This is a genomic window from Bradyrhizobium sp. AZCC 2289 (assembly GCF_036924615.1).
Taxonomy (GTDB): Bacteria; Pseudomonadota; Alphaproteobacteria; order Rhizobiales; family Xanthobacteraceae; genus Bradyrhizobium.
The window spans coordinates 8,242,906-8,255,662 of the sequence record NZ_JAZHRY010000001.1; the positions used below are offsets into that span (position 1 = coordinate 8,242,906).

The 12,757-nt window shown below is 62.7% G+C and carries 8 protein-coding genes and 1 pseudogene; 4 read left to right on the forward strand and 5 right to left on the reverse strand.

Translation table 11 applies throughout. The annotated features are described in order from the left end of the window. Positions 1-211 precede the first annotated feature (211 nt). Both V1289_RS38760 and V1289_RS38765 read right to left on the reverse strand, forming a co-directional pair. Positions 212-1,834, reverse strand: a complete 1,623-nt coding sequence (locus V1289_RS38760) for an inorganic phosphate transporter (protein ID WP_334404231.1) — start codon at positions 1,832-1,834, stop codon at positions 212-214. A gap of 511 nt (positions 1,835-2,345) precedes the next feature. Further along, positions 2,346-2,981, reverse strand: a pseudogene (locus V1289_RS38765) (TIGR03915 family putative DNA repair protein); the annotation flags it as partial. A gap of 348 nt (positions 2,982-3,329) precedes the next feature. On the opposite strand from V1289_RS38765, the gene V1289_RS38770 reads away from it, so the two are divergent. From V1289_RS38770 to V1289_RS38785, 4 genes are all read left to right on the forward strand, one after another. After that, on the forward strand, positions 3,330-4,124 hold the full coding sequence (locus tag V1289_RS38770; protein WP_334404233.1) for an ImuA family protein: 795 nt from the start codon (positions 3,330-3,332) through the stop codon (positions 4,122-4,124). Continuing rightward, positions 4,015-5,607: a Y-family DNA polymerase gene (locus V1289_RS38775; protein WP_334404235.1), complete on the forward strand. Its 1,593-nt coding sequence runs from the start codon at positions 4,015-4,017 to the stop codon at positions 5,605-5,607. The genes V1289_RS38770 and V1289_RS38775 overlap by 110 nt, the downstream gene beginning before the upstream one ends. Then, positions 5,604-9,149 (forward strand): error-prone DNA polymerase, encoded by a 3,546-nt coding sequence (locus tag V1289_RS38780; RefSeq protein WP_334404237.1) that lies wholly within the window; start codon positions 5,604-5,606, stop codon positions 9,147-9,149. The genes V1289_RS38775 and V1289_RS38780 overlap by 4 nt, the downstream gene beginning before the upstream one ends. 92 nt (positions 9,150-9,241) lie before the next feature. Next, positions 9,242-9,454, forward strand: coding sequence for a hypothetical protein (locus V1289_RS38785; protein WP_334404239.1), 213 nt, complete (start codon positions 9,242-9,244; stop codon positions 9,452-9,454). Positions 9,455-9,616: 162 nt separating this feature from the next. On the opposite strand, the gene V1289_RS38790 is transcribed toward V1289_RS38785, so the two are convergent. The 3 genes from V1289_RS38790 to V1289_RS38800 form a co-directional block, all read right to left on the reverse strand. Further along, positions 9,617-10,453 carry a metal-dependent phosphohydrolase gene (locus V1289_RS38790; protein WP_334404241.1) on the reverse strand — a complete coding sequence of 279 codons (837 nt, stop codon included), beginning with the start codon at positions 10,451-10,453 and terminating at the stop codon, positions 9,617-9,619. A gap of 267 nt (positions 10,454-10,720) precedes the next feature. Next, positions 10,721-11,698 (reverse strand): ABC transporter substrate-binding protein, encoded by a 978-nt coding sequence (locus tag V1289_RS38795; RefSeq protein WP_334404243.1) that lies wholly within the window; start codon positions 11,696-11,698, stop codon positions 10,721-10,723. Between the two features lie 116 nt (positions 11,699-11,814). Then, the gene (locus tag V1289_RS38800; protein WP_334404245.1) at positions 11,815-12,585 is read right to left on the reverse strand and encodes an SDR family NAD(P)-dependent oxidoreductase; all 771 of its coding nucleotides are present in this window, start codon (positions 12,583-12,585) and stop codon (positions 11,815-11,817) included. Positions 12,586-12,757 lie beyond the last annotated feature (172 nt).

Below are 12,757 nucleotides of genomic sequence, written 5' to 3' on the forward strand. Positions count from 1 at the left end.
CGAGGAGCCAACGGGTCGCGCGAACGCGCGCCCGATGACAGGCTCCGCGACGAAGCAATCCATTCTTTCTTTCCGCTGCGAGATGGATTGCTTCGCTTCGCTCGCAATGACGAGGAGGTGATCCGGAGTCGCTTTCGAGAAGAAAAAGGCCCGCGCTGATGGCGCGGGCCTTTTTCGTATTGCGCAACAGGGCGCGCCGCAGGCGCTTTTCTCAGAACAGATGGTAGAACACGAAGTACAGCGCGCCCGAGATGATCATCGCGGCCGGCAGGGTCAGTACCCACGCCATGGCGATGTTGCGGATCGTCGACCATTGCAGCCCGGATCCGTTGGCCGCCATCGTGCCGGCGATGCCGGACGACAGCACATGCGTGGTTGAAACCGGCAGTCCGTAGCCGTCGGCCGCTGCGATGGTCGCGGCCGCCGTGATTTCGGCGCAGGCGCCCTGCGCGTAGGTCAGGTGGGTCTTGCCGATCTTCTCGCCGACGGTGACGACGATGCGCTTCCAGCCGACCATGGTGCCGAGGCCGAGCGCGATGGCGACGACGAACTTCACCCAGCCCGGAATGAACTTCGTAGCAGCGTCGAGCGAGCCTTTGTAGCTGTTGAGCGTGGCAACATCGGCGCTGGAGAGTTCGGCTTCCTTGTCCTTCATCAGGAAGCGGATGGCCTCGGAGACCAGGTACATGTCGTTGCGGGTGTTGCCGACGGTCTCCGCCGGGAATTTCGCCAGCGATCCATACTGGGTGACCTGGGTGCCGATGTCGCGCACCAGCACCGCCAGCGACGGATAGGTGCCTTCGTTGATCTGGTGCTGCGCGACATAGTTGGTCACGGCCGGCCGCGGGTTGCCGATGACGTTGTAACCGGCGGCCTTGCCCTCGATCACCCTGCTTGCGGTCATCGAATTCGCCGTGAACTGTTCGATCTGGCTGGCAGGCAGCGCGCGGTTGAGCGCATAGGCGGTCGGCACCGTACCGATCAGGATGAGCATGATGAGACCCATGCCCTTCTGGCCGTCATTGGAGCCGTGGAAGAAGCTGACCAGCGTACAGGTGAGGATCAGGACGCCCCGGATCCACCACGGCGGCGGCTGGTCGCCCTTCGGCTCGCCGAACAGCGCAGGCGTCGCGCGCTGCAAGATGAGCTTGAGGACATAGAGCAGGATCGCGGCCAGCGCGAAGCCGAACAGCGGCGACAGCAGCAGCGCCTTGGCGATATTGCCGGCCTGCGACCAGTCGACGCCGGAAGTGCCGTCGCGGCCGCGCAACAGCGCGTTGGTGATGCCGACACCCATGATCGATCCGATCAGGGTGTGCGAACTCGATGCCGGCAGCCCGAGATACCAGGTGCCCACGTTCCAGATGATGGCGGAGATCAGCAGCGCGGACACCATGGCGAAACCCGCGCTGCTGCCGACCTGCAGGATCAGTTCGACCGGGAGCAACGACACGATGCCGAAGGCGACGGCGCCGCTGGAAAGCAGCACGCCGAACAGATTGAACATGCCCGACCAGACCACGGCAATGTGCGCCGGCAGCGAGCGGGTATAGATGACGGTGGCGACCGCATTGGCGGTGTCGTGAAAGCCGTTGACGAATTCGAAGCCGAGCGCGATCAGCAAGGCGACGAAGAGCAGGATATAGGGCATGTAGGAGGTGACGCGCGTGCCGGTCGCATCGATGTCGGAATAGATGCTGTAGGCAACGAACAGCAGGGCGGCAGCGACCACCCCCATGTAGATAATGCCGGTCAGTGGATGAAAGCCTTTGTCGAGATCCGGACCCTTCCGCAATGCGGGTTCGATCGAACCGGGTAATGTCATATCGCTCATTGCAATCTCCTGTCCCAATGCCTCTGATTTTGGCCGATGCTTGTGACAGTTGATTGAAATGCGGATCGGCTGTTCCCATCGTTGCCGCGGACGGAAATGCGGGCGGGAACGCCAGTTCCTGGTGCGATGCAGTTGGCGGCCAGCTGCTGCGGACCACAATGTCGAACCGCGATGCTCGGAAAATGAATGCGGCGCTGACAGCCGCCATGGGCGCGACGCTGCGCAGGCCTTCGCTGGTAGCGATGCAAACGCCAAAGATTTTGGAAGGTGGGTAGGTCGCGCGCTGCACAGCACTGGGGCTGTTCGTACCGTGCAGCGCGCCGACCTCATGGGAACGTCATGGCGTGAACAGGACGCCCCAATTTCCTGCCGACAATGCGATAATATCATCTATCAATTAAAGGTTGTACATTTATTTGTCATTTTATCACCGCTTGTCACGACAATTTGTGGTTCCCCGAGCCATTTGGGATGCTTATGCCGCGCGCGGCGATTATCGCGGCAGTGCCGTTTTCAGCCGCGCCGGGTTGAAGATGTTGGCGTAAATGCGCCGCCAGGTTTGTTCCAGCCGGTCTTCGCCCGGCGCCTCGATCCCCGGCGTGATCGCGACGGCGTGGCCATCCCAATGCGCGCAGAGATCCGGGGTCAGGATCGACCACGGCATGTCGGCGAAACGGCTGGCGAAAAATGGCGCGGTCGCTTCGACGATGTGATGCTCCGGCTCGAACCAGGCGACGTAATGCAATTTTTGCTCGCGGCCGATTTCGCGGAAACGGACCGAGGCACGCATCCTGTGCTGGTCGCGATGCACGGCTTTCACCATTGCAAGAACGCGCGAGACATCGGGATCATCAGCGACGCCGAGCAGATCGCGATGGCCGCGCAGCCGCCACAGCAGCCGATACAGAATGGCAAAGCGCAGGGGATCGCGGTGCAGGATCGCCGATTGCGCCAGCACGACGAACTTTGCGGGTACGCTGATGGCATTGTTCGGTGTTTCGAGTGGCGCGGCGGACGGTTCGACCAGTTCGGGCCTGCCAACGCGCCATGTCACCGCCGACGGCTGCACTTCATGCCGCGCCAGCGTCCGTGCCGCTTTCCGCCAGCCGTCGAAATCGGTTTCGCTGCCGAGGGTGATGTGGTGCATGACACTCGCTCGCTTCTCGTCATGCCCGGGCAAAAGCGCGAAGCGCGTCTTCGCGCTAGATGTCCCGGGCATCCACGTCCTCTTTTTTTGCGGGCGAAAGGACGTGGATGGCCGGGCATAGGCGAGTGGAAGCGACGCCGTCCTTTGGACGGCTATGCCCGGCCATGACGGCTTGTTTAAAACCAAAGCCCTAATTACCTGATTCTATTCACGAATCTTCTGTCCGCTAATCCCGATTGACTCCGCCGGTCCAGTTAGCTTTATATTAGAACATATCATGAACAAATGAGCCAGCAGCGGGTTCATTCAACCAACCCGCAACGGCTCAAAATCTTAAGGGAGCGGCGCATGAGCGGCGCACGCATAAACACGCTTGCGACTTTGCGAGGACGCATCGAGCGCATCGAAGCGCATGGCGATGCATACGCCCCCAACAAGGTGCCGCTCGGCCATGCCGGCGCCGATGCGACGCTGCGCGGCGGCCTCGCCATGGCCGCGGTGCATGAAGTGTTTGCCGAGGGACATCAGAGCGCTGCGGCAACCGGGTTCATCGCAGGCCTTGCGGGGCGCATCACCGCGCGCCGGCCGCTGGTCTGGGTGCGGCAGGATTTTTCCGACATCGAATCCGGCGCGCCGTCGATGAGCGGGTTTTCCGAACTCGGTCTCGATCCGCGCCTGCTCGTGACCGTGCGCGCGGCCGACGCCGACAGCGCGTTGCGGACGGCGGCCGATGCGCTGGCCTGCGATGCGCTGGGCCTCGTCGTGCTGGAAGTCTGGGGCGAGGCGCGGCAGCTCGATCTCGTCGCCAGCCGCAAGCTGACCCTGGCGGCGCAGGCCTCCGGCGTCACCGCGCTGCTGCTGCGCCTGGCGGCAACCCCTCAGCCTTCAACCGCGGAGACGCGATGGATCGTGCGCGCGGCGCATTCGCCGCCGGGCAATCCCTGGCACGCATGGGGCGCGCCGGTGTTTGACGCGCAACTCGTTCGTAACCGTCATGGCCCGGTTGGGCGGTGGATCATGGAATGGAAATGTGATGAGTGCCTTTTCTCTGAACCGTCGGCGTATCCTCAGCCTGTGGCTGCCGCGCCTGCCCATCGACCGCATCAAGCGTCAATTCGGCCAGAACAACGCCGAGCTGGATAAAACGCCCAGCGTCGTCGTCGCCAAGCAGAACAACGCGCTGCAGATCCATGCGCTCGATGACGCAGCAGTGCGTTGCGGCCTCGAGGTCGGGCTGCCGCTCGCCAATGCCCGCGCCATCTGTCCGGAGCTGACGGTGTTCGATGCCGATGCGGTGGCGGATGCCAAAACGCTGGGTGACATCGCCGACTGGTGCGATCGTTTTACGCCGCTGGTGGCGCTCGATCCGCCCTATGGCCTGTTTCTGGACATCACCGGCTGCGCCCATCTGTTCGGCGGCGAACGCGCGCTGCTGCAGATCGTATCCGGCGCGCTGACGCGGCGCGGCTTTGCCGTCAGCGCGGGCATCGCCGGAACATCGGTCTGCGCGCGCACGATGACGCGCCATGTGTCGGGAAAAATCATCGCCGACGGCGAGGAGGCCGATGCGGTCAGTCCATTGCCGGTGTTTGCGCTCGGCGCCGATGCGGCCATCACAAGCGGCCTGCGCCGCGCCGGCCTGAAGACCATCGGCGATGTCGCCGCGCGCGCGCGCCACGAGCTATCGGCCCGGTTCGGCGCAGGCTTCACGACCCTTCTGGAGCAGGCGCTGGGGCAGGGCGATGCGCCGATCAGTCCGCGCAAACCGCTGCCGGATTACATCGTGGAAAAACGCTTCCCCGAACCGGTCGCCACCGAAGGCGTGATATCGGCGACGCTGTCCCGGCTGGCCGCGATGCTGGTCACGGCGATGGACAGGCAGGGCAAGGGCGCGCGGCGGCTGGAAGCGAGTTTCTTCCGCACCGACGGCGCGGTGCGCACGATCATGGTCGATACCGGGCGTCCGGTGACGAAGGCCGAAATGATCGACCGCCTGTTTCGCGAACGGCTCGATGCGCTCAACGATCCCCTCGATCCCGGTTTCGGCTTCGATCTCGTCAGGCTGTCCGCCAGCCGCACCGAAATCGTGGTGCAGCAGCAGCGCGATCTCGATGCCAATGTCCATGACAATGACGAACTGGCCGCGCTGATCGACCGCATCGCCGCGCGCATCGGTGGAAAACGCGTGGTCGTGCATTTGCCGCAGGACACCCATATTCCGGAGCGCGCGGTGATGGCGGTGCCGGCGCAGCATCATCTGGCCGCCGCGGCGCAGGCCGCATGGCCTGAGCGCACCGAAAGCGAGCCGCCGCTGCGGCCATTGCGGCTGTTCGAAAAGCCGGAGCCGATCAAGGTGCCGTTCGCGACGGTGCCGGATGGGCCGCCGCACCATTTCACCTGGCGGCGGGTCACGCATGCGGTGGTGCGGGTGGAGGGGCCCGAGCGCATCGCCATGGAATGGTGGAAACAGGACGGCAAGGCGCTGACGCGGGATTATTTTCGCGTCGAGGACGAAGCGGGCCTGCGCTTCTGGATCTTTCGCGACGGGCTCTATGAAAGCGAAACTCGCGGTGCGGAGGAAAAGCCGGTTCCGGTCAACTGGTTCGTGCACGGGCTGTTCGCATGACCGGCGTTGAACCAGCGCCTGGCTATGCCGAAATCGGGATCACCACGAATTTCTCGTTCCTGCGCGGCGGCTCGGATCCGCGCGCCTATGTGCATCAGGCAGGCAAGCTGCGCATTGCCGCGATCGGCATCGCCGATCACAACACGCTGGCCGGCGTGGTGCGCGCCTGGAAGGAGCTCGACAACCCCGCGGTCGAATACAAGCCAAAACTGCTGATCGGTTCGCGCCTCGTCTTTATCGACGGCACCCCTGACATCCTGGTCTATCCGCGCGACCGCACAGCTTACGGCCTGCTGTGCCAGCTGCTCACCCGCGGCAAGCGCGGCGACGACATCCAGCGAATCGAGAAGGGCGAATGCCATCTGAGACTCGATGACCTCCTGGAATTCGCCGCAGGCCAGCTTCTGGTTTTGACCCTGCCGCATCGTTTCGACGCGGCTGAAGTCCTGAAGGTTCTGGACCGTTTGAAGGCTGGCCGCGCCGACGGCGTGTGGCTGGCCGCGAGCCTGCTCTATCGCGGCGACGACAAGCGCCGTTTGGCGCGGCTGCATCACATCGCGATAAAAGCAAAAGTGCCGCTGCTCGCGACCAACGAGGTGCTGTATCACCACCCCGCGCGCCGCCCGCTGCAGGATGTACTCACCTGCATCCGCGAGAAGACGACGATCGAGGCGATCGGCAAGCGGCTTGAAGCCAATGCCGAGCGTTATCTCAAGCCGGGCCACGAAATGGCGCGGCTGTTTCGCGATCTCCCGGACGCGATCGCGGAAACCACGCGCTTCGCCGGCCGCATCAATTTTTCGCTCGATCAGCTCAAATACCAGTATCCGGACGAGCCGGTGCCGCCGGGCAAGACCGCGCAGCAGCATCTGGAAGACCTGACATGGCAGGGCGTGAAGCGGTATTTTTCCGGCCAGATCGACGAAAAGCTCCGCGCCACCCTGCGCAAGGAACTCGACCTCATCGCCGAGCTCAAATACGCGCATTATTTTCTTACCGTGCACGACATCGTGCATTATGCGCGCAGCCAGAACATCCTCTGCCAGGGCCGGGGATCGGCGGCCAATTCCGCCGTCTGCTACGTGCTCGGCATCACCTCGGTCGATCCGACCAAGGTCGATTTGCTGTTCGAGCGTTTCATTTCCAAGGAACGGCTGGAGCCGCCCGACATCGACGTCGATTTCGAACATTCGCGGCGCGAGGAGGTGATGCAATATGTCTACCGCCGCTATGGCCGCCACCGCGCCGCGATCATCGCCACCGTCATCCACTATCGTCCGCGCAGCGCGATCCGCGATGTCGGCAAGGCGCTGGGGCTGACGGAAGACGTTACCGCAGCACTGGCCGATACGGTGTGGGGAAGCTGGGGCAAGGGCCTCAACGAGATGCAGGTCAGGCAGGCCGGGCTGGATCCCAAAAATTCGATGATCGAACTCGCGGTCGAATTGGCCACCGAGCTGATCGAATTCCCCCGGCATCTGTCGCAGCATGTCGGCGGCTACGTGCTGACGCAAGATAGGCTCGACAGCTATGTGCCGATCGGCAATGCCGCGATGGACGACCGCACCTTCATCGAATGGGACAAGGACGACGTCGACGCGCTGAACATGATGAAGGTCGACGTGCTGGCGCTGGGCATGCTGACCTGCATCCGCAAATGTTTTGATCTGATCGCCGATCACAAGGGCCGGCGCTGGGAGCTGGCGACGGTCCCGCAGGACGACAAGCCGGTCTACGACATGCTGTGCCGCGGTGAATCGCTCGGCGTGTTCCAGGTCGAAAGCCGCGCGCAGATGAACATGCTGCCGCGGCTGAAACCGCGGGTATTTTACGATCTCGTCATCGAGGTCGCGATCGTGCGGCCCGGCCCGATCCAGGGCGACATGGTGCATCCCTATCTGCGCCGGCGGAATGGCATCGACAAGGTGAGCTACCCGTCGCCGTCGCCTCAGCATGGCGACAAGGACGAATTGCGCCGGGTGCTGCACAAGACCCTCGGCGTGCCTCTGTTCCAGGAGCAGGCGATGCGGATCGCGATCGAGGCGGCCAAATTCACCTCCGAGGAAGCCAACGGGCTGCGCCGTTCGATGGCGACCTTCCGCAATGTCGGCACCATCGGCAAATTCGAAGACAAGATGATCGGCAACATGATCGCCCGCGGCTACGATCCCGCATTCGCCAAGAACTGTTTCGAGCAGATCAAGGGGTTTGGCTCTTACGGCTTTCCGGAAAGCCACGCCGCGAGCTTTGCGCAGCTCGTCTACATCTCGTCATGGCTCAAGCATTACCACCCCGATGCGTTCTGCTGCGGGCTATTGAATTCGCAGCCGATGGGCTTTTATGCCCCGGCGCAGATTGTCGGCGATGCCCGCAAGAACGGCGTCGAGGTGCGCGAGATCGATGTGTCTTTCAGTCACGCGCAGAACACGCTGGAGCAGGGCGAGGGCAAGTATTGCGCGGTGCGGCTCGGCTTTCGCCAGATCGACGGGTTTCACTGGGTCGATCCGGATGAGGAAGGGTTGAAAAATATCCAGTCGTCATTCGGGGGTCCAGAAATTAGGTCGCACTTCCACCGCAAAGGGACTGCGCTCCCTCTCCCGCTTGCGGGGGAGGGTTGGGGTGGGGGTCTCTCCGCGAGTCACACTGGTCGTGTGGAGAGAGTTTCCCCCACCCGGATCGCATCTTGCGATGCGATCCGACCTCCCCCGCAAGCGGGAGAGGTGAAGATCGACTGGGCCGACCGCATCGTCGACGCGCGACAACGCCGCCCCTTCACCTCGCTGGAGGAATTTGCCCGCGACACCGGTTTGCCCAAGCGCGCGCTGATCCTGCTCGCGGATGCCGATGCGTTCCGCTCCATCGGGCTGGATCGCCGCGCGGCACTCTGGGCGGTGCGGCGGCTGCCCGACGATTTGCCGCTGCCGCTGTTCGAAGTCGCCACCGCGCGCGAGCAGCCGGACGAGAATGCAAAGCCGTTGCCCGAGATGCCGCTGCCGGAGCAGGTGGTCGCCGACTATCAGACCGTGCGGCTGTCGCTAAAAGGCCATCCGATGGAGTTTTTGCGGGAGATGTTCACCAGGGAGCGCGTTGTTCCCTGCAACGAAATCAGTCATCGCAACGACAAACGCCGCGTCCGCTGCGCCGGCGTGGTGCTGGTGCGGCAGCGTCCGGGGAGCGCCAAGGGCGTCGTGTTCATGACGCTGGAGGATGAAACCGGCATCGCCAATATCGTGGTGTGGCCGAAGGTGATGGAGCAATACCGCAAGGAAGTGATGGGCGCGCGCCTGATCCTGGTCGAGGGCTATATCCAGAGCAGTCCGGAGCAGGTGACCCATCTCGTCGCGCAGCGGATGTTCGATCGCTCGCACGATCTGATCGGGCTTGCCAACGACGCGCTCAGCCGCAAGCCTCCGGTGCCGGCGGGGCCCGCGCTGATCGAGCCGCTCAACGACGACCGCCGCGACCATCCCGACACGCCGGCGCAAAAAATCCGCCACCCGCGCAACGTCCGCATCCTGCCGCCGTCGCGGGATTTTCATTAGACCCCATGGCAGCGTGATCTGAAGCACGGAGGAACCCATGCCGCGGGAATAAGGTATCCGCGCGAGCCAACATTCAGCGATGGAGATATCTCATGGTTAGTTCTCTCAATGACGACGAACTTTCCCTCGTAAGCGGCGGGATGAAGAACGCTGACCTTCCCGGCGTTAAAGCCGCACTGAACGCTTTCTATGGTGTTCTTTTCTGCGGCGGCAGCACGCAGGCCCCGCCGACCACGATCGCCTATCCCGACGGGACGATCGGCAAGACCGGTGGCGGCTCCACCTCAAATTGCTCGCCCGCCTGATCGGGCCTGCATTCGTCGCCTCGAGAAGCGCTTGTATCCAGACGGCGCCAACCGGATGCGGCGTTCAACGCAATGACGGTGAAAGCTGACCTTGCCATGAGCGCGGCAACGCCGCGCGTCTCGAACCATGAGGCCGCGGGCGACACGGTCGCGATCCCCGCGCTACCGCTGTGGCCCCGACAGCGCGATGTCGCGTTCGGCGCGGAACACGTTGCCATAGAGATTGGCGATCCACTGCCGTCCGCGCGTCGTCTTGTTGAGGTAGCCTATTTCAGTCTGGATATACGGCGCCACGCTGTTCCAGTAGAATTGCGGATAGCGATTGACGATGTCGGCGGGAGAATCATAGCCAAGCTGGCGATTCATGCCGACTTCCTCGAATTCATGGTAGAGCGCGTTGGCCTTCCTGATGTAATTCGGATCGCCGAGTTGGCCGATGAAATCCGCTGCGCGAACGATCGAGGCCTCCTCGCCATGTTGCTGGCCTTCGACGGGAGGAAATCGGGTTCCTTCGATCGCCATGGCAATTCGCTGCGTGTCGAGCGGAGCGATGGGTTGGAGCCTCTCCATCACATAGAGCTTCGACCGGTCGACATGGTAAGGCATCAGGCTGGCGTCCGACGAACCGCGCGGCAGCATCACCTTCCGGCCTGTCGAATCGATCACGAAGCCGTCTGCGTCGTCGTCCTTGAAAAGGCCGCGCACATAACCGATATCGTGCGCAAGGCAGGCGATGATGATATGGGCGTAATCGTTCGCCGTCAGCTGGGTATGCAACACTCGGCCGCAGAAGATCTCGTGTCCCGCCAGCGTGACGAGCAGCGTGTGCTCGACATTGTGGTACAGCGCGTCGCTGTTTCCGATGCATTCCAGCGCGACGCGGGCGGCGTTCGGCACGATCTCCGCGAACTGCACCTCTGAAGACCCGAAGGCACGCCGCATGAAGGAACGGAGAAATTCCTCCAGGGCATTCGCCGCCAGCTCCGGTAATGTCATCATTGGTGCTGCCCCGCTTCAGTAGCCCTCTCAAGTCAATTCGTGACGTCCCATCGCATTGCCGAAGACATCAAGCATAGCGCATCTTCGACCCGCTGGCACCTGATGTCGAACCCCGGGGTAAGCGGATTTATATTGCGGTGCGGCTGGGTCAGCTTGATCGAACAGGACGGCAGTCGGCGCGAATACGGCTTCCGCCCTGTGTCCGCGCCGACGTACTGGAAAATGTCCGACGGCGCGCAGCCGACTACGGGACGATGCAGCTTTCGCCTATTCAATGACCTTATCGGCCCGGAGCAGAAAAGATTCGGACAGCGTGAGACCGATACTCCTGGCGGCATTCAGATTTGCCACCAGCTCGAATTTTGTGGGCTGTTCGACCGGCAGATCGGAGGGCTTCGCTCCCTTCAATATCTTGTCCACAAAGGTCGCTGCTCTGAAATAGAGGTAGGCATAGTCGACGCTGTACGAGAGCAGGCCGCCTTCATCGACAAGCTCACGCGTTGCGTACATGGCCGGGAGCTTGTGCCTGCTCGCCAGACCGGTGATCAATCGACGGTTCGCATGAATCAGCCCGTCGTTTTCGACGATGAGGGCATCGGCGTGCCGCTCGATCGCCCGAGCAAACGCGGATTCCAGATCTTCCATTTTTCGCACGTCAAGAAGTTGCGGCTCTATCCGAAGGCTCCGGGCAGATACCTCCAGGGATTCCCATCGGGCTTGCGAAATCGGATTGGACATATTGTACAGCGCGGCCAATCGCTTCAGTTCCGGCAGGATCTCACGCAGGATTTCGACCCGCTTCGCTTCCAGCTCCGTTGTGAAGGCGCTCAGGCCAGTGACATTTTTTCCCGGCTGCGCGAGGCTGGCGACCACGCCGACGCCGACCGGGGCGCCACTGGCCGCCATGACGATCGGAATCGCTGCCGTCGCATTTTTGGCAGCAAGCACGGCCGGTGTGCCTCTCGTCAGGATGAGGTCACAGTTCTCCTTGACGAGCTCGGTGGCCAGATCGTGAAACCTCTCCGCAACTCCATCCGCCGACCGGTAGTCGATCATGAGATTGCGTCCCTCGACATAACCCAATGCCCGCAGGCCCTCCAGAAAGGCTTCCATATTGGCAGTGTTCAAGGCGAGGGCGGACGTTTCCAGCACGCCGATACGCCATATCTTGCCTTGTTGTGCAGAAGCAGCGAGCGGCCAAATCAAAACGCCGCTCAGCACCTTGATGAAATCGCGGCGCTTCATGTCGGTTCCCCGAGCATCAAGATCATCTCGGAGAAACATATCACATTTCGTGATAAGGGCGGACTCCCAAACTCCCCGGCTTCATGTCGGGAGGCCGCCCTTCGCCTTTTCGCCGCTCAGAAATTCACGCGGTTCGAGATCGCACCGTCGACGATCAGATTTGAACCCGTGGTGTAGGAGGAAGCCGGGCTCGCCAGGAACACGGCCGCGTTGGCTATCTCCTGCGGGGTGGCCATGCGGCCGGTTGGATTACGCGCCAGCGTATCGTGATAGCGCTTGGGCGCGTTCTGCTCGACCATGTTCCAGACGCCGCCCTTGAAATACACCGTGCCCGGCGACACCACATTGACGCGGATTTTCTTAGGCGCGTATTGCCGCGCCAATCCCTTCGCCATGTGCACCAGCGCCGCCTTGATTGGACCGTACGAACTGGCGTTTTCCGCCTGCGCCGCCGAAACCGATGAAATGATGAGAAACGCCGCGTCGCCGCGCTGCTCGCCGCTGGCCTCGAGGAACGGACGCGCGGCCTCGAACGCATGGACGGCGCCCAGCACATCGAGCCGGAAATTCTGCTCCCACGACGCGGCGTCGCCGCCTTGCGCCATCGCGCCGGCATTGGAAAACAGCATGTCGATGCTGCCGAACTCCTGCGCCACGCCCGATATCCATGATTTGAGCCCGGCGGCGTCGGTGATATCGACCGGCGCGCCGGTCGCCCGCACGCCCTGGGCTTTCAACTCGGCAACCGTGCTTCCGACCTGATCCGCGTTGCGGGCGCAGACCGCGACGCCGGCGCCTTCGGCAGCCAGCGTGCCCGCAATCGCGCGTCCAATGCCGCGCGTGCCCCCGAGCACGACCGCGTTTCGTCCCTTCAAGCCCAAATCCATTTTGTTCTTCCTTTTGTTGACCCGCGCGACTGTACCAGAACCGCGGGGCGGGCAAAGCGGCCGTCACACACAGACGGTCCTTACCGTGCCGTTTCTTTTGTCGGGCAGCCTCAGTGCGATGCAGTGTAACAATCGACGCGCCCCAAGGAACAAGTCATCCGGATAACAGTTG